This is a genomic window from Leadbetterella sp. DM7 (assembly GCF_040829825.2).
Classification (GTDB): domain Bacteria; phylum Bacteroidota; class Bacteroidia; order Cytophagales; family Spirosomataceae; genus Leadbetterella.
Map to the genome: position 1 here is coordinate 94,454 of NZ_JBFOLH020000013.1, position 22,454 is coordinate 116,907.

General features: G+C 50.0%; 18 protein-coding genes and 2 tRNA genes. 14 read left to right on the forward strand and 6 right to left on the reverse strand.

Annotation, left to right across the window (positions count from 1 at the left end; all coding sequences use genetic code 11):
• Positions 1 to 4: 4 nt before the first annotated feature.
• The 7 genes from AB2U10_RS14475 to AB2U10_RS14505 all read left to right on the forward strand — a co-directional run bounded on the left by AB2U10_RS14475 (position 5) and on the right by AB2U10_RS14505 (position 5,319).
• The gene (locus AB2U10_RS14475) at positions 5 to 325 is read left to right on the forward strand and encodes an RNA recognition motif domain-containing protein (protein ID WP_367916437.1); all 321 of its coding nucleotides are present in this window, start codon (positions 5 to 7) and stop codon (positions 323 to 325) included.
• Complete coding sequence (locus AB2U10_RS14480; RefSeq protein ID WP_367916438.1) at positions 322 to 1,548, forward strand: DEAD/DEAH box helicase; 1,227 nt, start codon at positions 322 to 324, stop codon at positions 1,546 to 1,548. The genes AB2U10_RS14475 and AB2U10_RS14480 overlap by 4 nt, the downstream gene beginning before the upstream one ends.
• Before the next feature lie 53 nt (positions 1,549 to 1,601).
• A tRNA-Val gene (locus AB2U10_RS14485) sits at positions 1,602 to 1,676 on the forward strand.
• Between the two features lie 35 nt (positions 1,677 to 1,711).
• Positions 1,712 to 1,789: transfer RNA gene (locus tag AB2U10_RS14490), tRNA-Val, on the forward strand.
• A gap of 80 nt (positions 1,790 to 1,869) precedes the next feature.
• Positions 1,870 to 3,783 (forward strand): LTA synthase family protein, encoded by a 1,914-nt coding sequence (locus AB2U10_RS14495; RefSeq protein ID WP_367916439.1) that lies wholly within the window; start codon positions 1,870 to 1,872, stop codon positions 3,781 to 3,783.
• Between the two features lie 113 nt (positions 3,784 to 3,896).
• The gene (era, locus tag AB2U10_RS14500; RefSeq protein WP_367916440.1) at positions 3,897 to 4,784 is read left to right on the forward strand and encodes a GTPase Era; all 888 of its coding nucleotides are present in this window, start codon (positions 3,897 to 3,899) and stop codon (positions 4,782 to 4,784) included.
• Between the two features lie 25 nt (positions 4,785 to 4,809).
• Entirely contained in the window at positions 4,810 to 5,319 is a 510-nt protein-coding gene (locus AB2U10_RS14505) for a cupin domain-containing protein (protein WP_367916441.1), read from the forward strand.
• 62 nt (positions 5,320 to 5,381) lie between these two features.
• On the opposite strand, the gene AB2U10_RS14510 is transcribed toward AB2U10_RS14505, so the two are convergent.
• On the reverse strand, positions 5,382 to 7,070 hold the full coding sequence (locus tag AB2U10_RS14510) for an amino acid permease (RefSeq protein ID WP_367916442.1): 1,689 nt from the start codon (positions 7,068 to 7,070) through the stop codon (positions 5,382 to 5,384).
• A gap of 338 nt (positions 7,071 to 7,408) precedes the next feature.
• Here AB2U10_RS14510 and purH point away from each other — a divergent pair, with 338 nt between their 5' ends.
• The 4 genes from purH to AB2U10_RS14530 are packed head-to-tail and all read left to right on the forward strand — an operon-like array spanning position 7,409 to position 11,903.
• Positions 7,409 to 8,923 (forward strand): bifunctional phosphoribosylaminoimidazolecarboxamide formyltransferase/IMP cyclohydrolase, encoded by a 1,515-nt coding sequence (purH, locus tag AB2U10_RS14515; RefSeq protein WP_367916443.1) that lies wholly within the window; start codon positions 7,409 to 7,411, stop codon positions 8,921 to 8,923.
• A gap of 4 nt (positions 8,924 to 8,927) precedes the next feature.
• Positions 8,928 to 9,959 carry a bifunctional diaminohydroxyphosphoribosylaminopyrimidine deaminase/5-amino-6-(5-phosphoribosylamino)uracil reductase RibD gene (ribD, locus tag AB2U10_RS14520; RefSeq protein ID WP_367916444.1) on the forward strand — a complete coding sequence of 344 codons (1,032 nt, stop codon included), beginning with the start codon at positions 8,928 to 8,930 and terminating at the stop codon, positions 9,957 to 9,959.
• Positions 9,960 to 10,011: 52 nt separating this feature from the next.
• Positions 10,012 to 10,551 carry an RNA polymerase sigma factor gene (locus AB2U10_RS14525; protein WP_367916445.1) on the forward strand — a complete coding sequence of 180 codons (540 nt, stop codon included), beginning with the start codon at positions 10,012 to 10,014 and terminating at the stop codon, positions 10,549 to 10,551.
• Entirely contained in the window at positions 10,548 to 11,903 is a 1,356-nt protein-coding gene (locus AB2U10_RS14530; protein ID WP_367916446.1) for an outer membrane beta-barrel protein, read from the forward strand. The genes AB2U10_RS14525 and AB2U10_RS14530 overlap by 4 nt, the downstream gene beginning before the upstream one ends.
• Here the strand turns inward: AB2U10_RS14530 and AB2U10_RS14535 are convergent, their stop codons facing one another.
• From AB2U10_RS14535 to ilvA, 5 genes are all read right to left on the reverse strand, one after another.
• A complete protein-coding gene (locus AB2U10_RS14535; RefSeq protein WP_367916447.1) occupies positions 11,904 to 12,584 on the reverse strand; it encodes a response regulator transcription factor in 681 nt (226 codons plus the stop codon).
• Complete coding sequence (locus AB2U10_RS14540; RefSeq protein WP_367916448.1) at positions 12,581 to 14,212, reverse strand: sensor histidine kinase; 1,632 nt, start codon at positions 14,210 to 14,212, stop codon at positions 12,581 to 12,583. Before AB2U10_RS14540 ends, AB2U10_RS14535 begins: the two co-directional genes overlap by 4 nt.
• Entirely contained in the window at positions 14,213 to 15,064 is an 852-nt protein-coding gene (locus AB2U10_RS14545) for a GLPGLI family protein (protein ID WP_367916449.1), read from the reverse strand. It lies immediately after the preceding gene.
• A gap of 12 nt (positions 15,065 to 15,076) precedes the next feature.
• Complete coding sequence (locus AB2U10_RS14550) at positions 15,077 to 17,842, reverse strand: outer membrane beta-barrel protein (RefSeq protein WP_367916450.1); 2,766 nt, start codon at positions 17,840 to 17,842, stop codon at positions 15,077 to 15,079.
• A gap of 102 nt (positions 17,843 to 17,944) precedes the next feature.
• Positions 17,945 to 19,183: a threonine ammonia-lyase IlvA gene (gene ilvA, locus AB2U10_RS14555; RefSeq protein ID WP_367916451.1), complete on the reverse strand. Its 1,239-nt coding sequence runs from the start codon at positions 19,181 to 19,183 to the stop codon at positions 17,945 to 17,947.
• A 107-nt stretch (positions 19,184 to 19,290) separates the two neighbouring features.
• Between ilvA and AB2U10_RS14560 the strand changes: the two genes are divergently transcribed.
• From AB2U10_RS14560 to AB2U10_RS14570, 3 genes are all read left to right on the forward strand, one after another.
• On the forward strand, positions 19,291 to 20,316 hold the full coding sequence (locus tag AB2U10_RS14560) for a DUF4097 family beta strand repeat-containing protein (protein ID WP_367916452.1): 1,026 nt from the start codon (positions 19,291 to 19,293) through the stop codon (positions 20,314 to 20,316).
• 122 nt (positions 20,317 to 20,438) lie between these two features.
• Positions 20,439 to 20,978 (forward strand): hypothetical protein, encoded by a 540-nt coding sequence (locus tag AB2U10_RS14565; protein ID WP_367916453.1) that lies wholly within the window; start codon positions 20,439 to 20,441, stop codon positions 20,976 to 20,978.
• 79 nt (positions 20,979 to 21,057) lie between these two features.
• Positions 21,058 to 22,329 carry a metal-dependent hydrolase family protein gene (locus AB2U10_RS14570; protein WP_367916454.1) on the forward strand — a complete coding sequence of 424 codons (1,272 nt, stop codon included), beginning with the start codon at positions 21,058 to 21,060 and terminating at the stop codon, positions 22,327 to 22,329.
• The last annotated feature ends 125 nt before the right edge of the window (positions 22,330 to 22,454 follow it).

Below are 22,454 nucleotides of genomic sequence, written 5' to 3' on the forward strand. Positions count from 1 at the left end.
CCCCATGGACATTTTTGCAGGAAGCATCCCTTTCAAATTCAGGGAAAAAGACCTGGAAGCCCTCTTCTCTCCCTACGGAGAAGTAGTTTCCGTGAAAATTATTATCGACAAGTCGACACGCCAGAACAAAGGCTTCGGGTTTGTGGAGATGAGAGAACGAAAAGACGGCCTCCGGGCCATTAAAGAATTGAATGGCTCGGAACAAATGGGCAGAACCATGGTGGTTTCCGAAGCCAAAAAAGATAAGGAAGGTGAGGCCGTTCACAAAAGGCCGCGGGAGTGGAACAAAGGCAAAAAGAAAAATAACGTGATCACCTGGGGATGAAGTTCGAGCAATACAGAATATTGCCCGAAATCAAAAGGGCCATCGCCGAACAGGGCTTCCGGAAACCCACCGACATCCAGTACAAGGTTCTTCCCAAAGTATTAGCCGGTGAAGACATCCTGGGCATTGCCCAGACCGGTACGGGCAAAACAGCCGCTTTCGTCATTCCTGTCCTGCACCTCCTGGCCTCCGAAAAAAAATTTAAAACCCTGCGGTGCCTGGTAATGGTACCCACGCATGAGCTGGCTCAGCAGATTGCCGATGTGTTCAAAAGCCTTGGCAGGCACACCCGCCTTAAAATACTGGCACTTTTCGGGAGTACCGAACAGGATCCGCAGATCCGGGCGCTGCAACAGGGAGTAGACATCCTGGTTACCACACCGGGGAGGATGTTTGACCTGCACGCGCAGGGACACATCCGCTTTGAGCATGTGAAGTTCCTTATCCTCGATGAAGCCGACCGCATGCTTGACCTGGGCTTCTACAAAGACATAGACGACGTAAAAAAATTACTTCCCCGCAGGCACCAGACCTTATTTTTCTCGGCCACTATTGACGACAAAATCAAAAAACTGGCCTATTCTACCGTCACAAATGCCATCCGTATCCAGATTTCGCCGGATGATCCCGTTTCAAAAAACATTGACCATTCGGTGGTGATGGTGGAGATGGACGACAAGCGCTTTTTCCTGGAACGCATGGTGCTTGAAAACTCCGGGCAAAAAATGGTGGTATTTGTACGAACCAAAGTGCGGGCAGAGCGGGTGGCTGCCGCCATGCAGCGGGTAAACATAGCCACCGTTACCCTCCACAGCGGGAAGGTCCACCAGGAAAGAAAAGAAGCCATGAATGCCTTTAAAACCGGCAAAGTAAGCATTTTGATCGCTACTGACGTCAGCGCAAGAGGGGTAGATATCCCGGAGGTGGAATATGTGATCAACTACGACCTGCCCGAAGTGGCTGAAAACTACGTGCACCGCATCGGCCGTACCGGGCGCGGAACCCACAAAGGCAAAGCCGTATCTTTCTGCAGCAAGGAAGAGCTCCCGCTTCTTGATGAAATCGAGCGCTACCTGGGCTATTCTATCGCTTCCCAGACACTTTCCGACCTGGAGTACCAGGAAACGCTCCTGTTCTCCAATGAGGAATCAAGAACCTTCAAAGATGTCATGAAAGAAATTGCTGATTTTGAGGGTGCTGCAAAAAAACGCAAAAAAAAGTAATCAAAAAGCTTGTTTAAGACCGAAAAGACCTGCATTTTTGCAAACCTTTTCAAGGGAGCATAGCTCAGCTGGTTCAGAGCATCTGCCTTACAAGCAGAGGGTCAGGGGTTCGAATCCCTTTGCTCCCACACAAACCGCCTCCACAGGCATATTATAAAGAAAAGGGAGCATAGCTCAGCTGGTTCAGAGCATCTGCCTTACAAGCAGAGGGTCAGGGGTTCGAATCCCTTTGCTCCCACCATTTAAGCCCAAAAATCACTACCTGATTCTTTGGGCTTTTTAGTTAGCACTGAGCTCAATAAACCTTCGCGCTATAGTGACATGGCCTCTCTGAGAAATAATCCTTACCGGTACTCCCCCTGGATGACGGTGATCCTGCGGATCGCCCTTGTACTCCTCTTATTCACGGTATCCCGTGTACTTTTTTATTTCCAGAACAATGAAATTTTCGGGCCCCTGGAGCCTGGAGAATGGTTCTGGGTGCTGGCCGGCGGCTTGCGCTTTGACGTGGTGGCCGTGCTGTATATCAACCTGCTGTATATTCTTTTCACCGTGCTGCCCACCAGCCGGAATACCACTGCCACGCGCATATTCGACATCCTCTTCGTAATTACCAACGCGGCGGGCCTCCTGTTGAATTGTATTGACGCTGCCTACTACGCCTTTAACCTGAAAAGAATCACCTGGAGCTCCCTGGGCGAGCTCAAAGGCTTTAACAATGCCACTGAGCTGCTGTCGAGCTTCCTGGTCCGGTACTGGTATGTATGGGCCATCTGGCTGGTCTTCATTATCGCTTTGGTATGGATTGTCCGCAACGTCAGGTCATCCGCCAGGAAATACGGCACGCATACTTACGTAGACGTTGTGCTGCTCACCTTTGTTCTCTGCATGTTCGGTTTCCGGGGAAACCTCCGGTACTCTACCCGCCCTCTCGGCCTGAACGATGCCGGCAAATATGTACGCTCACCGCAAAATGTGGCCCTGGTCTTCAGTACCCCATTCAGCATTTTCAGGACCATCGGCGAGACCCGTCTTGAAAAATACAGCTACTTTTCAGACGAAAAAGAGCTTGAAGAATACTTCAATCCTGTTCAGCAGGCCGAAACCCGGGGCGATTTTCGCAAAATGAACGTGGTTGTCCTGGTACTGGAGAGCTTCAGCGAAGAGGCCTCCTCGGTTTCAAACACCGACCCCTCTACCAACCGGTTCATGCCTTTTGTAGACTCTCTCCGCAGGAAATCTTTTTACACCGAATACAGCTTTGCCAACGGCAAAAAATCCATTGAGGCCCTGCCCACCATCTGGGGCAGCATTCCCAGCTATACGCAGCCTTATGTGCTGTCAAAATACTCTTCCAACAAAATCTACAGCCTTCCCCAGATCCTGAGAGACAAAGGGTACTATACGGCCTTCTTTCACGGTGCGCCAAACGGATCGATGGGCTTTCAGTCGTTTGCCCACCTGATGGGAATCGATCATTATTACGGGAAAGACGAATTCGGTGACAACTCCCAGTTTGACGGCATCTGGGGTATCTGGGATCAGCCCTTCCTGGCTTACTTCAGCAAAACGCTGAAGACCTTCCCGCAGCCTTTCTTTACCACCCTGTTTACGGTGAGCTCACACGATCCGTTTAAAGTGCCGAAAGAGGCGGAAAACAAATACCCGGCCGGCCCGCATCCCATCTTCAAGGCCTTTGCCTATACCGATGACGGTCTGCGTAAGCTTTTTGAGAGCATCAGGCACGAACCCTGGTTCAACAATACGCTATTTGTTATCAGTGCCGACCATACCTCGCCCAAATGCGACCTGCCTGAATTCAGGAACAGCGTGGGCGTATTCCGGATACCCGTTTTCTTCTATGCTCCCGGACTGGACCTTTCCCGGAAATCAGACCGGGTTTTCCAACAGGCCGACATCATGCCTACCGTATTGCAGATCCTGCAGTACGATCAGCCCTTTATTTCTTTCGGGAAAAACCTGCTTTCTGATAAAACCAAAGACTTTGCCGTTAATAAATATGAAAACTATCAGTACATTTACGGCGATTACCTGCTTAAAATGGATGCCGGCAACAAACCGGTGGGGCTTTACCGGTATAAAACCGACAAGTTGCTGAAGGAAAACCTGCTGGATTCGGACAAGGCTGCGGCAGAAATGCTGGAAAAAAACTTTAAAGCCTATATCCAGCAATTCCAGAACCGGATGATCGATGACCGGTTTACGGTGAAATAGCCATGAGCAGTGAGCGAAGAAGTATGAGAAAATGACGCAGGCAAAGCCCTGCAGGGCGGTCTCCCGTCAAAGAAACAATACTCAGAACTCTTTACTCGGAACTCTTTAGATATATGAAAGAACACAGAGCCGGTTTCATAAGCATTGTAGGAAAGCCCAATGTGGGAAAATCCACACTGATGAATCAATTGGTGGGCGAAAAGCTCTCCATCATTACCTCCAAGGCCCAGACCACCCGCCACCGGATCATGGGCATCGTTAACGGTGAAACATCGGCCTTTGACTTCCAGCTGGTATACAGCGATACGCCGGGCATTATCAAGCCCGTATACGAGCTTCACAAATCAATGATGGAGTTTGTGCACGGATCTATCGAAGACGGAGACGTGATCCTCTTTGTTACCGACATCTACGAGAAATACGATGAAGAAGATGTGATAGACCGGCTGAAAAAAACGGAATGTCCTATCCTGCTGATCATCAACAAAACCGACCTGGCCACCGCCGAAGACATTGAAGAGAAAATCACTCATTGGAAGAATATTTTTCAGCCCGCGCAGATCCTGACCCTCTCGGCCCTGAACGGAACGGGTGTAGCCGAGCTCATGGACAGTATACTTACCTATCTTCCTGTTCACCCCCCGTATTTCCCGAAAGACGAGCTGACCGATAAGCCGGAGCGCTTCTTTGCGGCAGAAATTGTTCGGGAAAAGATATTTCTCAACTACAAAAAGGAAGTTCCCTACAGTTGCGAGGTGGTGATCACCGCCTTTAAGGAATCTGACGACCTGATCCGGGTTTCCAGCGAGATCTACGTGGAGCGGTCTACCCAGCGCGCTATCCTGCTGGGCCACAAAGGCGAACGCATCAAAAAAGTAGGCATTGAAGCCCGAGAGGAAATGGAAAAGTTTTTCGGAAAAAAGGTTTTCCTGGAACAATACATTAAAGTGGAGCCCGACTGGCGCCAGAAAAAAGCCAAGCTGCAGGGTTTCGGTTACTGATTTCAAAAGTGAAAAAAATACAGATATGAATATACACTTAGGAAGTACCAAAGAGGAAGTTTTCAGTGAAGTGGAATCTTTCCTGGAAAAAGAACAGTTGCGTATCGTAAACAAAGACATGTCACGCCCCTGGGGAGGCTTTTTTGTGCTCGACGAGAGCCAGGCACCTGAATTTATCGCTAAATTCTTTTCCCATCTTACCCTGGATGATTTTTCGGGCTTTGAGAAGCTCAGTCCGAAGATCCTGATCGTGGCTCCTGATAAGCGGCTCTCCTGGCAGTATCACCACCGCCGGGCGGAAATCTGGAAGCTGATCCACGGGGTAGCAGGAGTGGTTATATCCTCTACCGATGAAGAAACCCCGGCCATTCCTTTAAGTGTAGGGCAGGTCATCAATCTTAAATGCGGAGAAAGACACCGGCTGCTGGGCACCAACGGCTGGGGCATTGTAGCCGAGATCTGGCAGCACACGGATAAAAATAATCCTTCTGACGAAGACGATATCGTACGGGTGCAGGACGACTTCGGGAGGTAATAAAAATGCGGTTCTCGTCAAGCCGGGTCTGCGCGGCCCGGCTTGACGGGAACCGCCGATTGTCAATATTCCCTCTGATTTTTTCGCAGCTTACTGTGCTTAAATCCGTACGTAAAATAGATTACCATCCCGATGATCAGCCAGATAATGAACATGGTCCAGTTACTGGTGCCCAGCTCAGCCATCAGATACAGGTTAACCAGGATGCCGATCACCGGTAACAATGAAAAATTATACCGGAAGGCCAGCACACCCAGCACGGCCCAGGTAAGCCAGAAGATGCCGTACAGCGGGTGCACCATAAAATTAAGGTATTCCGCCCCGAAATGCGCATACACTATCCAGATGGCCACAGCCAGGAGAGGAATAATAAAATACTTCCCGTTAACATACGGTACCCGGAACTTCGCCCGCTGGCTGATGCCCGTGTGATCCATATACAATATGCCCCCGCAAACCAGGATAAACGCAAACAGCGTTCCTACGGCGGTCAGGTCAATCACAAACTCCATATTCAGAAACATAGCCGGAACCGCCACCAGCACACCGGTTACCAACGTTGAAAACCAGGGCGTTTTGTACCGGGCGTGAATCTCCCCGAATACTTTGGGCAAGAGGCCGTCGCGGCTCATCACCATCCATATCCGCGGTTGCGCCACCTGGAAGGCCAGCAAAGCGCTGCTGATGGCAATCACCGCACTCACCGAAATCACCCCGGCCATCCATTTCATGCCCAGCTTCTCAAAAACAAAAGCCAGCGGGTCATTCACCCCCAGCTCTTTATAGCTCACCATACCCGTCAGCACCAGGGTAATCAGCACATACAGCACCGTGGTAATGATCAGTGCATAGATCATGGCGCGGGGCAGGTCGCGCTGGGGGTTTTTGGTTTCTTCAGCCGTAGTGGAAATGGCATCAAAACCGATAAAGGAGAAAAACACCGCCGCCACGCTCATCATCACTCCCTTGGCGCCGTTAGGAGCAAAGGGCGTCCAGTTGGCCGTGTCCACGTAAAAAACGCCTCCCACAATCACCAGGAGCACAATAGCTATTTTAATATATACCAGGAGGTTCGATACGTTCCTCGATTCTTTGATACCAATGTAGATCAGCCAGGTGATCAAAACGGTAATGATGGCCGCCGGCAGGTTCATCAGTATCCGGATGCCGGCCAAAGAAGGCGCGTTTTCGTATACCTGGGCCAGCCGGATCGAATGGGTGGGGAGCTCAGACAAAGTGCCTGCAGCCGTGGCCTGGATTACATCATGGTACGCCTTGGAGGCCGTAAAAGAGTCGATGGCCAGCCACCGGGGCCAGTGTATCCGGAAAACATTCTCCAGCATGGTCACAAAATATTCTGACCAGGAGATGGCCACCACAATATTGGAAACCGCATACTCCAATACCAGCGCCCAGCCGATGATCCAGGCAAAAAGCTCACCGAAAGTTACATAGGCATAAGTATAGGCGCTGCCGCTTACCGGTACCGTAGAAGCAAACTGGGCATAGCTTAAGGCCGTAAACACACAGGCCACGGCAACAAATATAAAAAGTAGCGATACTGCCGGACCACCTGCAAAAGTAGCCTTCCCGATGGTACTGAATATACCCGCCCCCACTATGGCGGCAAGACCGAAGAAGGTCAGATCTTTTACCGAAAGCACCCGCTCCAGGCTCGGGCCGTGGCCTTCATCTGAAGCATCTTGTACCGCCTGATCAATATTTTTTCGCTGAAATAGACCGTTTGCCATGCACTAATTGGTAGGGTTAAGGTAGTAATATCCCGTAAATGTAAGTAACGATCAGCCTTCTTACAAAAGGAAATTGCGTTTGAGGCCAATAAAGCCAATTTTAATGAACCGCTTCGGTAAAATACAGCAGCCGGGCTCCTTTCCCTGTAAAGAAATTTCCTTAACTTTTGGTTTTTCCCTCTTAACTGTTAGTTGTTAGTTATTAGTTATTAGTTATTAGTTATTAGTTATTAGTTATTAGTTATTAGTTATTAGTTATTAGTTATTAGTTATTAGTTATTAGTTATTAGTTATTAGTTATTAAGTGAATTCCCTATTTTTGCGGAAAATTTCAAAGCATGTCAAAGAAAATCTCCTCTGCCCTTATCTCCGTTTTTTATAAGGACGGTCTCGATAAAATAGTAAAATTACTTCATGAAAACGATGTAAAGCTCTATTCCACCGGCGGTACCCAGACCTTCATAGAAAACCTGGGCATACCGGTTACGGCAGTAGAAGACCTGACGGCCTACCCCTCTATTTTTGGCGGAAGGGTAAAAACACTTCACCCCAAAATATTTGGCGGTATCCTCCACAGAAGAAGCCTGGAAGACGATGTCACCACCGCTGCCCGGTACGAGATCCCACCCATTGACCTGGTGATCGTAGACCTTTACCCCTTTGAAGAAACCGTAGCTTCGGGGGCTTCGGAAGAAGACATCATTGAAAAAATAGATATTGGCGGAATCGCGCTGATCCGCGGAGCAGCCAAGAATTTTGAAGATGTGCTGATTGTGTCCTCCCGTAACCAGTACGACGAGGTCTTCAGCATCCTGTCTGAAAAAGGCTGTGCTACCGACCCGGAAGACAGGAAGCACTTTGCGAAGCTGGCCTTTGCTACCAGCTCTCATTACGACTCGGCCATTCATGCCTGGTTTGCCGGGCTGGATAACGGCGGAAATTTCCGTTCAGGAAAAGTCACTCCTTTGCGTTATGGCGAGAACCCGCACCAGTCGGCCCGCTTTTACGGCGACCTCGACAAAATGTTCACCCAACTGCACGGAAAGGAGCTGTCGTACAATAACCTGATGGATGTAGACGCCTGTGTGCGGCTGATTGATGAATTTGAAGAGATGACCTACGTGATCGTCAAGCATAACAATGCCTGCGGGGTTGCTTCCGCTGCCACTCCTGCCGAAGCTTACCTGAACGCCCTGGCCTGTGACCCGGTTTCGGCCTTTGGCGGTGTGATCATCACCAACGGTAAAGTGGACAAAGCCACAGCCACCGAGCTCCATAACCTGTTTTTTGAAATCCTGATTGCCCCTGAATTCGACGAAGAGGCGCTCGAAATCCTGAAGAAAAAAAGAGACAGGCGGCTGCTGCTGAGAAAAGAGGTAAAAACTTCCCGATCTCAGTTCAGAACCCTGTTAAACGGGGTGCTGGAGCAGGACAAGGATCTCTCTACCGAAAAAGCGGCCGGCTTCAAAGTGGTAACAGACAAAGCCCCTACCGAAGAACAGAACAAAGCGCTTGAATTTGCCCTTAAGATCTGCAAGCACCTCAAATCCAATAACGTGGTGCTGGCCAGAGACGGCCAGCTGCTGGCTTCCGGCGTGGGCCAGACCTCACGGGTGGATGCCCTGAAGCAGGCCATTGAAAAGGCTGCCGAATTCGGCTTTGACCTGAACGGGGCCGTGATGGCCTCTGAAGCCTTCTTCCCTTTCCCTGACTGCGTGGAGATCGCTGATAAAGCCGGCATCAAAGCCGTGGTTCAGCCGGGAGGTTCTATCAAAGACCAGCTTTCTATTGACTATTGCAACGATCACGGCCTGGCCATGGTAATGACCGGCATCCGGCACTTCCTGCATTAACACCATGAATGACGTAACTTACATGGAACGGGCCCTTGAGCTGGCCGCTTTAGGGTGCGAATGGGTGAGTCCCAACCCCATGGTAGGGTGCGTTATTGTTCATGAAAATAAAATTATCGGCGAGGGTTATCACCGGAAATACGGGGAAGCCCACGCCGAAGTACATGCGGTTCAAAGTGTAGCCGACCCTTCTTTGCTACCGCAGTCTACGGTATACGTTACTCTTGAACCCTGTGCACACTACGGCAAAACCCCGCCCTGCGCCGAGCTCCTGGCCAGGCACAGGGTAAAAAGGGTGGTGATCTGTAACGAAGATCCCTTTCCGCAGGTTTCCGGGCGGGGCATAGCCCTGCTGAAGGCCGCCGGTATACCTACCGAAACGGGCCTGCTGGCCGAAAAAGGGGAAGAGCTCAACAGGCGCTTCTTCAAAGCACAGCGAACCGGCCTCCCCTACGTAATCCTGAAATGGGCGGAAACCGCTGACGGCTTCATTGCCCGGCCCGACGGCTCCCCTCTAAAGATATCCAACCCGGTCACCGACATCAGTGTTCACCGGTGGAGGGCCGAAGAAGATGCTGTGCTGGTGGGTAAAAATACCGTACTGTCTGACAACCCACGCCTCAATGTAAGGCACTGGACAGAAAACAAGCAACCGGTCAGGGTTATCCTGGCCTCCTCACCCGAGCCTTTCCCCGGCCGGCACATCCTTGACAACACGCAAAAAACCCTTATCTATAACCGCGAAATTTCAAAAACCGAAGGCCTTACCGAATATATCCGGGCTGCTGATCTTACCGCTGTGCTGCGCTCACTGAAAGAAAAAGGTATTCACAGCCTGCTGGTAGAAGGCGGAAGAAAAGTGCACGAATCGTTTATCCGTCAGCGCCTTTTTGATGAGATCCGGGTCATCAAAAGTACCCTTTCCACAGGCGGGGGAATTTCTGCTCCGCAACTCCCTTCCGGCATACTTTTAGAGAAGAATATTCGTATTCTTAACGACCGGTTATTTTTTTACAGGAACATTCCAACCTTTTAAGCGTTAATCCGGTCTATAATATACCCTGCCCCTAAGGGTTTATGCCCTATCTATGTTTAATGAAAAGGAACTGATACAGGCCTGTAAAAGAGGAGAGCGCTCAGCCCAGAAGCAACTTTATGAAAAGTTTGCCGGTAAGCTTTATGCCGTTTCCCTCCGATACATGAAATCAAAGGAGGAGGCAGCCGATATCCTGCAGGAAGCGTTCATTAAAATATTCGGCGGACTGGACTCCTTCCGGTTCGATTGTCCGTTAGAGCTGTGGCTGAGACGCATAGTGATCAATACTGCCCTTACAGCCATCGGACGCCGGAAAATCAACTACAACCTTGAAGAATATGAAATTTCATTTGCAGAAGAAAACCTGGGGCTTGAATCGCTCAACTACCAGGTGCTGCTGCAAATGATCAATAATTTGCCGGAAGGCTGCAAGACCGTATTTAACCTTTTTGCGATAGAAGGTTATAAACACCATGAAATAGCCACTATGCTGGGTATTTCAGAAGGGACTTCCAAGTCCCAGTTCTCGCGTGCGAGAAGTATTTTGATAGAAAAAATTGAGATTGAAAACAGTAAACTGGAAGATAAATGAATAAGTCTTTTGAGGATCAATGGAAAGATGCTCTGGGCGAAGCTTCCCAAACTCCCCCGCCTGAAATATGGGACCGGGTTGAGGCTGAACTGAACAGGAAAAAATCACGGTTCCTTCTTTTCCGGGAGCCGACCCGGAAGAAAACAGCCCTCCTTTCGGGGGTGGCGGCAGCTGTAGCCCTGGTGCTGGGCACCTTGTTCTTTATGCATTACGCCGCTCCTGAAGCGCAGGTTTCACACGGGCAGGCCCACCCTGCTGCATCAGTGCAGGACTCACCGGCAGAGGCTACAGCACCCGTTGTTCCGGCACAGCCGGCCGAAACACCTGCGCCGCCTGTACGGCTGGCCACCCGGGTCCCTCAGGCCACTACAATTCAGCCGGCTGTACAACCCGGAGAAGAAGACATACACCCGGAGATTCCCGTAAAAGAAGCGGTATTCTCTGTAGAACCCATTAAAGAAAACACCGTTTCGGCGCATCATTTAGCGTCTTTGCCTTTCCGTGAAATGCAGGCCTATGCTCCCTATCCCCGGGTAGAAGCACCCGAAGAAGCGGTTTCCGAAACCCGTATAATTAAAAAAGAAAAAAGAGGCTGGATGGGCGTAATCGCTTCTAACGCTCCTTTCAACCCTCATTTCTCTGCTCCGGGGTTTCAGCAACAGGCCCTGAGTGCGGTGCAGAATTCAAATGCCTTCTTAGCGCTTGGCAAAGGGCCATCGGTGGCTGACCGGTACAGCTATTCCAGCCGTACCGACGCCAGGAGCTCTTTCAAGCCGGGCCAGTCTATGAGCTTCGGCCTGATCTTCGGCAGAAAGCTGAAGAAACGGCTGGCCCTGGAGAGCGGGCTTAAATTTACGCGGGCTACCACCACCCATACCTCTAACGTATATGCCGTGAATACGCAAACCGGTGAATCGGAGAGCTTTTCATTTGCCAATTATGTAAGCGGCAATAAAAATATGTCAGAAGTGCTGATCTCCGTTAACGGAACTTCGCACTATTCCTATCATTTCCTGTCGGTACCGCTTTTGCTGAACTATGAAGTACTGAAGATCGGGAAGCTGAACATGAATGCAGTAGGCGGTATAAGCAGCGAAGTTCTGCTCTCGGGCACCGTTGTGAACGCAAAAAATAACGAGCAGAGCTTTAATGCCGGGAACTCTAACTTTAAGCCGGTCAACATAGCCGGTGTGGGCGGGCTCCGTTTAAGCTACCCGGTAACTTCCGTGCTTGATATTAACCTGGGAGGCACTTACCAGCATTTCCTGACCTCGGGGCTGCAAAAGAGCACAGACGCCACATTCAGACCCAGCATGCTGGGCGTGAACCTGGGGCTTTCCGTAAGGCAATGATCAGGAATCTACCTTGAAAAGGTAACCAACCCCTTTCAGGGTGATGATCTCCACGCCGGGATCGGCCTTGAAGTAATCCCGTAAGCGGGTAATGTAAACGTCGAGGTTGCGCGAGTTGAAATACGAATCGTCGTTCCATACCCGTAGCAGGATATCTTTACGAAGCACCTTTCGGTTCAGGTTTTCACTCAGCACTTTGAGCAGCTCCGCTTCGCGAAAAGACAGCTTGATGGTTTCCCTGTGCGGCAAAACCAGCTCCTGTTTGGCAGGAAAGAAAGTCAGCTTTCCCAGGCTTACAGCCTCCGGGTTTTCCCGCTTTTTCCCCGACATATTTTTGAGATTATGAATCCGGGCTATAAGCTCTTCCATGCTGAAAGGTTTCTTCAGGTAATCGTTTCCTCCCGAATCAAATCCTTTTAAGACATCTTCTACCTGGCTTTTGGCCGTTAAAAAAAGAATCGGCACAGAAGGGTCTGTACCCCTGATCTCCTGTGCAATCTCAAAGCCGCTTTTGTTGGGCAGCATGATATCAAGCACACAAACATCGGGTTTATAGCTCTTAAATTCTTCCACCGCCTGGTCGCCGTCTGTCACCATACTGATCTGGAAACCCCGGCTTTCCAGCGTTTCCTTTACAATTTTCCCCAGGAAGATCTCATCTTCAACGTACAACAGTCTCATAGTTTCCTTTTGAAAGTAAGAATAAACGTGGTGCCATTGCTTCCACTTTCTAAAGTTACCAAACCCTGGTGCAGATCCATAATATGTTTCACATAATTTAACCCCAGCCCGTACCCTTTCACATTATGCCGGTCACCGGTGGGTACACGGAAGAATTTCTCAAATACCTGGTCGCGGTATTCTTTCGGAATACCCATACCGTTATCGCTTACTTTGAGAGTAACAAAATGAGGTTCCGAATGAATCGCTATATGAACTTCAGGTGAAGTGCCTGAGTATTTCAGCGCATTATCTACCAGGTTGTTGATAACACTGCTTACCTGGACCTCGTCAGCTTCCACCACGAAATCAGCGCCTTCCGTATCTATACGAATGCTCCCGCCGGCCTGGGAGAACCGGGGCTGCCATGACTTCACCGCTATGGCTGAAAGCCCCTGCAGATCTACCGGTGAAGGGTAGATGGTTACACCCTGCTTCTCCAGCAGCGAAGCCTTCAGGATATTATCTACCATCAGCGAAAGGCGATTCACTTCGTTCTGGGAGATCTCGAGGTATTCACGGGTAGTTTCCGGGTTGGCATTGCCCCCGAACTGCTGCAGCGCTTCAAGGGCAACACTCAGGGTGGCCAAAGGCGTTTTCAGCTCATGGGTAACATTACTGATCAGGTCGTTCTTTAAGGTATTTAAACGCGACTGCTTCTGTAAATTCCTGAAAATTAACCCGAAAGTCAGCAGGGTCACCACCAGCAGGAAAGAAGAAAACAGCACATTCTTCCTGAGCTTCCTGAACAAATACGTATTCAGGCCATCCGGGTAGGCCTTGAAAATGACCGTGGGAATGATAGACAGGGAAGAGATGCTCTCCGGGTTAAGCACGGCCACGCCGTTAACCACCACCGAGTCGCGCGAATTCCGCAGCTTCTTTTGAATCAGGGAATACGACCTCAGGTTCCGCCGGTATCCCTGGGCGGTGGTATCCGGGGTAATGGAATCTTTTTTAATGACAAACGCCACGTTATACCCCATTTCACGGATCCGGTGATTGAATTTTTTCTCCACAGAATCCAGCGGTGCGCTCACAAACATCAGTCGTCTCCGGGGAGAGTGCGGCGGGTTACCCTCCCTTTCCTGGCCGGGAGGAAAATCAGCCTGGATGGTGATCCGGGGGATTTGTGCAATCACCCTTTTCAGCCGGTTCAGGGTATCCTCCTGCTTCCTCGACCGGAGGATCAGGTTAATTACTCCTGAGTCGTTCAAAATGACCGACCCGGAAGAATCGGTGCGTAAATGGGCCAGGTCAATACCTTCTACCCTGACCATGGTATCGGCCTGGAAAGAAGCCTGGCGAAGAACCCGCAGCCGGGGAGGCTGCTTTATTACCACGGTCTTTTTCCGGGGCGGCTCCTGCTTCTCATCCGGCCGGTTAAAAAATTCATGGGTGACAATCCGGGAAACCAGCGAATCTTCAATGGTACGCACGGTTTCCTTAAACAAGAGGTCGGAATTGCTGTAAAACGCCCGTTTGTGTTCTTTATACTCGCTTTTCAGCCAGAAATACTGCGAGGCAGCCAGCAACAAAACGCTGGCTGCCATCAGTACAAGTGCGGTGGTATTCTGGCTGCTTTTCATTTAATTCCCTCCTCCCATAATGATCATCGGGCGGCCTCCTGCTGCCGGGCCACCCCTGAAGTTCTTCATCTGTTCAGCCTGGTGCTCTTTCTTCAGCTTATCCAGCTGCTCGCGGGTCACCTTTTTCCCTTTGGAGTTGATCTTCATATCCGCATCGGTAACCGCCTTCTTTTCGATATTCGTAGCCGTATAAGTTACCTCTCCGTTATTAATTTCCACACCCAGTACCAGGCCGGGAAGGCCGTTATATTTATCCGGGCCCACATTAGAAGCGATGCCGTCAGTAAACCAGGCCACGATCTGGTTGGTGATGACCGTATCTCTCATGTTCATTTTCCCGTCTTCAAACGAAGGGATGGTCCTGTTCTCCGTCTCACTGGCCGTAGCTTTCATACAGGTGTATCCCAGAATCTCACGGGTGCTTACAGGGTCTACCTTCCAGCGCAGGTTTCCAAAATTCCCCGACAGCTGGAAAGGTTGCTGCGCGTATTCTTCGTATCTTTTATAGGTTTTATCCGATACATTATAATAAGTTTCGTCTTTGGGCAGCCGCCGGGTAAACGACCGGCTCTCGCCGTTAATCACCACGGTATTCTCTCCCGGATCCTGCCGGGCATCTATCTTAAATACCGACTCCTCGCCTTTTACGGTCAGCTCATAAATGATGGGTCTCCGGGCCTGCTCGGCCATGTTCCCGAACTGGGCCCGCATACGGTCGGCATTGGGGTTGTTTGCAAACCTTACCGACGGGTCATTCACGCGGTTGTATTTAACTACGCCTTCAAATGTTTGTGCCTGGGCGGTTGCTCCCATAAGCAACCCGGCAAATGCTGTAATGATTATCCTTTTCATTGTTTTATAAATTTATCTTCCGATTATTCTTGGTCCCCCACCGCCCTGGCGGATATTTCCCTGTATTCCACCGTTCAGGTTATAGGTAAAGGTAAACAGGAAATAGCGTCCCAGGGCGTTGGTTCTCTCTTCTGTAAACGTATTCCCGCTGGCGGTTTGTGTTATCCCCTGGTTTTTATTCAGGAGGTCATTTACAGAGAACTTGATCTCTCCCCGCTTGTTTTTCAATACCGGTCTCAGCAATGCCGCGTTCCAGATCGGGATGCGCTGCACCTCGTTGCTGGTAGCATACCGGTAGATCGAATAATCCAGTGAGCTGGTCAGGGTAAACACATTCGGGAGTATCCATTGCAGGTCACCGGTGTAATCCTGGTTCATATAGCTGGGGTTCAGCTGGGTATTCTGGGAGTATTTCGAGTTATTAAAGGTCAGCCTTGTACTTACACCCATGTTAAAATTATCTCCCGGCATAAAGTCGGCCCGGATCGAATTTCCATTCCGTAAGGTTTTCGTAATGTTATCGATATTGTTGATCAGGGTCATTGACCGGCCGTAGTTCACATTGGAATTAAGAGAGAAACGGGTATTGATCGCCCTCACCCGGAAACCGTAGTTGATATTACCGTTAACCGAAACATCATTACCGTAGTTGATGGGCGTACGGGTCTGTGCCAGGGTTACCTCATCGTAAATCACCTTATTGGTAATTTTATCATCGGTAAAGCTCAGGCCGGCCGTTACAAAGAAATTAGTAAACTTCAGCTGGTTAAAATCGCGGAAGTTCAGGTTCAGCCGTTGCGAATACTGCGGCTTCAGGTTCGGGTTACCCACAAATATGTTCAGCGGGTTTGAATTATCCGGAACCGGCGACAGCTGGGTCATTGACGGCTCTGAAATGTTGGTATTGTAGCTCAGGTCCATAGAGCGGGCCGAGCTGATGGAATACCGCACACGGCCGGTAAATACCGGGTTAGTGAACCGTTTCCGGATGGTTTCGTTTCTCAGGATCAGGTCACCTTCCAGTTTGGAATCCTGGATAGCCGCTCCAATGTTCCCGTTCCATTTGTCCTTGCTGATCCGGTAGCTCAGTCCGGCCCGGTTATACACGTAGTCGTTGTTGTACCGGTTACTTAAAGTAGTATCCAGGGTATTACCGGTTTCTTTCACGTTATATACACTCTTATCCAGGTCATTATTTACCTTCTGGTACGAGTAGTTAAATTCCAGGAAATTGGTTGAATTCAAAGGCTCGGTATACGAAACCTCTGCACCCATTGTAAACTTCCGGCTGATCTGGTTATTCACCTGGTTCAGGTCGGTATACGCTATGCTACCGGTTTTTGAATCAAAAAGGCCGTTATGTGAAACCAGGGTACCGTCAGTGTCGCCGTTATTGATACCCAGGGTAAGGTTAGTGGTGAAGGAACGTCCTCTCCGGGCAAATGCCTTGCGGTACAGCGCCTGGGAGGTCAGTCCGAAGCTGTTGCCCTTAGAGGTATTCATCCGGTCTGTGCTGTTCCTGAGCTCGCCGGTTGATTTGAGGTATTCTTCACTTTCGCTGAGCGTATTACCCGTGTTATTCCGGTAATCCACGCGGTTGATCCAGCGGATAGAGTTTTTATCGTTGATCTTGTTGTTCAGGGTCACATTCAGCCGGTGCGAGTCGCTCTCGGTATTTTGCTGTGATCCGGCATTACCGTTCGTTTCCAGCGTACCTATCACACTTTCCGTGGTGCTCTCTCTTGTGGTAAACAGGTTGGTATTGGTGTACGAATAACTCCCGTTAATTTCGGTTTTCGGGCTCAGCTTATTGTTAAAATTCAGACCTCCCGAGATATTCCGCATCAGGCCGGTTCTGCCAAGACCCATGCCGCCACCGCCAAAGCTGATACCGCCACCCCCGCGGCCTATGCCGGCCATGGAGAAGTCCGAGGTAGAAAAGCTTTGTTCGTTAATATTGTTGGCATTCCCGATAAACGATAGCTGGTTCCCGTTTTTAAACGTGTAATAATTTGCTCCCAGGTTATACCGCGACTTGCTGTTTCCGTCTACGCCGGCACCCGCCACAAAACGGCCAAAGCCCAGGTTCTTCTTATCGGCCCGAAGCTTCAGGTTAATGGTGGTTTCTTCTTCCCCGTCATCAATGCCTGTAAACTCGGCCCGGTCTGATTTCTTATCAAAAACCTGTACCTTATCAATGGCATTGGCAGGAATATTTTTGGTGCTCATTTTAGGGTCTCTTCCAAAAAACTCCTTCCCGTCTACCAGGATACGGGTCACGTTTTTCCCCTGTGCGGTCACGTTCCCTTCGCGGTCTACTTCCATACCCGGCATACGCTTCAGCAGCTCTTCCACCATGGCATTCTCCTGCACCTTGAAAGAGCCTGCATTGAACTCTACGGTATCTTTATTGACCCCTACAGCAGCCCTTTCGCCCTTCACTACCAGTTCGGCCAGCTCACGGGTGGCTGAATCCAGGGTGATCACGCCCAGGTTCTGGTCTGCACCGGTAAGCGAAATATACCGCAGGAATTTCTCATAGCCTACGTTGCTTACCTGGAGCAGCACATCGCCCTTACCCGAACTTTTAACCTCGAAAAGCCCGTTTTCTTTTGTTTTTGTAAAAGACAGCATGGTAGAGTCTTTGGTATCCAGCAGCATAACGGTGCTGTTCACCAGGAAAGCACCGTCCTGGCCTTTTACCTGTCCTTTTAAAGTCTGGCCCTGCGCTGCATAATGCATGACAAACGCCAGCACCAGTGTAATCAGTTTTTTCATAGAATACGTTTACAAAGTTTATCGGGCACAAAGTTATATCCCTGAACCATGCGGCAGGGTTAATCAACTTTAATGTAAGGTTAATTAAGGTTAAAGCGCGGGTCAGATCAGGAATTCAAACAGGTCAGGCTTATCGTTGATGTAGGTAAATTTAACCTTATGCTCGTTCATTCGCTCAATCAGCGGTACAAAGTCTTCTCTGCGGGGAATCTCCACACCAATCAGCGCCGGGCCTTTTTCGCGGGCGGTTTTTTTAGAATATTCGAAGAACACAATATCCACCGTAGGGCCCAGCACTTTGCCCAGGAACTCGTTAAGGGCTCCGGAGCGTTGCGGGAACCGCACAATGAAATAATGCTTCAGCCCTTCATAAATGAGCGAGCGTTCTTTGATCTCCTCTGTCCGGGTGATGTCGTTATTTCCTCCCCCGATGATGCAGACCACGTTTTTCCCCCGGATATCTTCTTTCATGAAGTCGAGGGCGGAAATGCTCAGCGCACCGGCAGGCTCTGCCACAATGGCCTCCTCGTTATATAGCTTCAGGATCGTTGAGCAGACCTTCCCTTCCGGTATCAGCAGGATATCGTCTATATTCTCCTTCACAATCTCAAACGTGATCTCACCGGCCTTCTTGACCGCTGCGCCGTCTACAAATTTATCAATGTGCTCTAAAGGGGTTACCCGGCCGTTATCAAGAGAAGTTTTTAACGTAGGTGACCCTTCCGGCTCCACACCGATCAGCCGGGTGGAGGGGCTCAATGTGCGGAAAACGGTAGAAACCCCCGAGGCCAGTCCGCCACCACCGATGGCAAAGACCAGGTAATCTACCTTCACATCCAGCTCCTTAAAGATTTCCAGTCCTACGGTTCCCTGCCCCTCAATCACCTGGATGTCGTCAAAAGGATGTACAAACACGGCACCGTCGAACTTCTGTGCGGCCTCGTAAGAGTCGTCATAGGTATCGCCGGCCAGCACAATATCCACCCATTCCTTTCCAAACATCTTCACTTGCCTGATCTTCTGGGCCGGTGTGGTGGTCGGCATAAAAATGGTGCCCTTCACACCCATCTTATGGCAGGCATAGGCTACCCCCTGAGCATGGTTTCCTGCGCTGGCGCATACCACCCCCTGGGCCAGCTGCTCTTTCCCCAATGACGCCATCTTGTTATACGCCCCCCTGATCTTATAGGACCGTACCACCTGCAGGTCTTCTCTTTTCAGGTAAATATTGGCTTCGTACAGGTCTGAAAGGTTCTTGTTCCGGGTCAGAGGTGTTTTTATGGCTACGTCTGAGAGTCGCTCGGCAGCCTTATATATTCCGTCTATATTGATCTTTTTCATTTGTTTTTAAGGAAAGAACGACAAACCTACTAAACTCTCCGCGTTTTTTTTACAATCTGTGCAACCATTTCTGACGATTCTGCATCTTCTACAAAAAACAATACTATATGAAAATACTTAATCTCTTTTTAGCACTGGTGTTCAGCGGGAGCGTAGCTATCGCTCAGAACATCGAACCGTATATGGTAAAAGACTTTTCGGGTCAGCGCATCAACCGCCTGGACGTAAGCACATCCGGCGGCTCTATTAAAGTAAACGGCGGAGCTTCAACGCCTAAAGTAAAGGTTTTTATCCGCTCAAACAGCTGGAATACCAAGCTTTCAGAGAAGGAGATCCGGGAGCGCCTGGAAAACTATATTTTAGAAGTGAAGGTAAGCAACGGCACGCTGATCTGTTCGGCGAAGCCTAAAAAAGAAAATTTCTCGTGGAACAACTCGAACCGCCTGTCGATCGGGTTTGAGATCGACTCTCCCGAAAAGGTAGATACCGACCTGTCTACCTCAGGCGGAAGCATCACCCTGTCAAAGCTGAACGGGAACCTGGGCTTTAAAACCTCCGGCGGCTCCATGAACCTTGAAGCTCTCAGGGGGAACATCAAAGGCTCCACGTCAGGAGGCTCCATCAAAATGAACCAGCTGAGCGGTGATATCAGCCTGTCTACCAGTGGCGGCAGCATCACGGCAGACAACTCTGACGGCCAGATCAGGCTGACCACTTCAGGAGGAAGCCTGAACTTCTCCAACCTGAAAGGAAACATCAAAGGCACTACCAGCGGCGGCTCTATCCGGGCCAACGATATCAACGGAGACCTGAACATATCTACCAGCGGCGGAAGCATTAAATTTGCCAATGTGGAAGGCAATATCAGCGGTAGCACCTCAGGAGGCGGCATTGAAGGCAATATCGTGGCCATCAAAGACTTCGTAACCCTGAGCACCAGCGCCGGCTCCATCAGGGTGGACCTGCCCTTCAACGAAGGCATGGACCTGGACCTGAAAGGAAACCGCGTTTACAGCGATAAGCTGGCCAAAGTATCCAATACCCTGAAAGAAGGAAAAGTGAACGGACGTGTGAACGGCGGCGGGAAATCAGTAAAGATGCGGACCTCTGCAGGGTCGATTTATGTGGATTAAGTCCTGATACCCCGCAATCTTTCAAAATAATGGCCGGATAAGTCGGATTATCCCCGGAATTTTTACATATTCGTAAAAGTTTCGGGGATAATTATTATTACCATATGCGACATGGGCTGATTTTGATCTGCTGTTTAACGCTGGGCTCGTGCCAGGTACGGCCAACGGCTTTTATGCCTTCTTCTTCTATCGACTATCCGGGTCTGAAGAGAGAGCCGGTGCTTACTGTATCGGAAATCCCGGTAATTAACGATCAGCCCCGGGTGATTCCAGGCGAAATCAGCACGATAAGCCCGGAAAGCCTGGCCGTAAATGAGGTACAGGTTCTGCCGCAACCGTCGCCGGAAGTCCGCTTTTACCGGGAAGCCATCCAACCCGATTCTATCCCTGATCGCCGAAAAACAGAACCTATGGGGGCTATTGGCGCCGCAGCCGCAACAACCGCCGTGGCGGGCCTGTTAGGCAACTATAATCTTTACCGCATTAACCCTGTTATCCTGTTAATCCTCCTCGCAGCAGGCGCATCGCTGGGCATTGCCAGCCTGGTCAGGATCGGCGATCAGCCCCGTAAATACAAAGGGCGCTTCTGGGGGTGGCTAAGTGTTTTTTTAGCGAGTCTGCCCATCCTGTTTTTTATTTTGATGGGGCTCAGCTATAAATAGAAGCACCGCCCTTTTAAATCATCCAGGGGTGGTTTTACAATCTGACCCTGTCTTTGTATCTTTGATAAAAAACCCGATCATGAAAAAACTTTTCCTCCCTCTGTTGCTTCTTTCTGTACCGGCATTGGCCCAGAAAACACTTTTGCATTGTGGTGCCTTAATTGACACGGAAAAGGGAGAAATCCGGAAAAATGTAACCGTCACCGTGGAAAAGAATAAGATTACAGCGGTGAGCTCCGGTTTCACAAAAGCCGCTCCCGGGGAAACCATCGTGGACTTAAGCAGGAAATATGTGCTGCCCGGCCTGATAGACATGCACGTTCACCTGGAAGGAGAAACCTCTAAAGACCAGTTTCAGCGGAGGATTCAGTCTAACGAGGCCGATGTGGCTTACGAAGCCCAGAAGCATGCCCGGACCACGCTCATGGCCGGGTTTACCACCGTGCGCGATCTGGGAGGAAGCGGAGTGAACATTGCGTTGAAAAACGCCATTAATAAAGGCCTGGTAGATGGACCCCGGATCCTGACAGCGGGGAAAAGTATCGCTACCACCGGCGGGCACGCTGACCCTTCCAATGGAATAGGTAACGGTCTGGCCCTGCAGGGAAACAGGGCTGACGGAGTGGTAAATTCAGCCGATGAAGCAAGAAAAGCCGTCAGGAAACGCTACCAGGATGGAGCCGACTGGATCAAGATTACGGCTACCGGGGGTGTGCTGAGCATTGCCAGGAGCGGAAAAGCACCTCAATTCCAGGATGACGAGCTTGATGCTATCATTTCTACGGCAAACGATTACGGCTTTGGGGTAGCAGCACATGCGCACGGTACAGAAGGTATAAAACGGGCGCTTAGGGCAGGTGTAAGAACGATAGAGCACGGTACTTTTCTGGATGACGAATGCATAGCGCTTTTTAAGGAAAAAGGAGCTTACCTGGTGCCAACGATTATTGCAGGAAAAACGGTGGCTGACTCGGCCAGGGTTCCGGGTTATTATCATCCGTTCGTCGCCAAAAAAGCGCTGGAAACAGGCCCTCTGATCCAGGCAGCATTTGCCCGGGCTTACCAAGCCGGGGTACATATCGCATTCGGAACCGATGCCGGGGTCTTCCCTCACGGATACAATGCCAAAGAATTTATTTATATGACCGAAGCCGGGATGCCCGTTATGGAAGCCTTGAAAACGGCTACAGCAGTCAATGCCGGAGTTCTTGAAATGCAAGACCAGATCGGGAGCATCTCACCCGGAAAACTGGCTGATATCATTGCAGTAGATGAAAACCCGGAAACCAATGTGGCCACCCTCATGAACGTAACATTTGTCATGAAAGACGGGAAAGTATATAAGCAGTGATCCGGGAAAACGGTCTATCAGCTACGTCAACCAGCTTCGGATTCAAATATAAACAGGTAGACAACTACCAACCGTTTTAGGGTTAGGTAAAAGAAATATTGGTTCAATTTTCATGCTTAACCTCT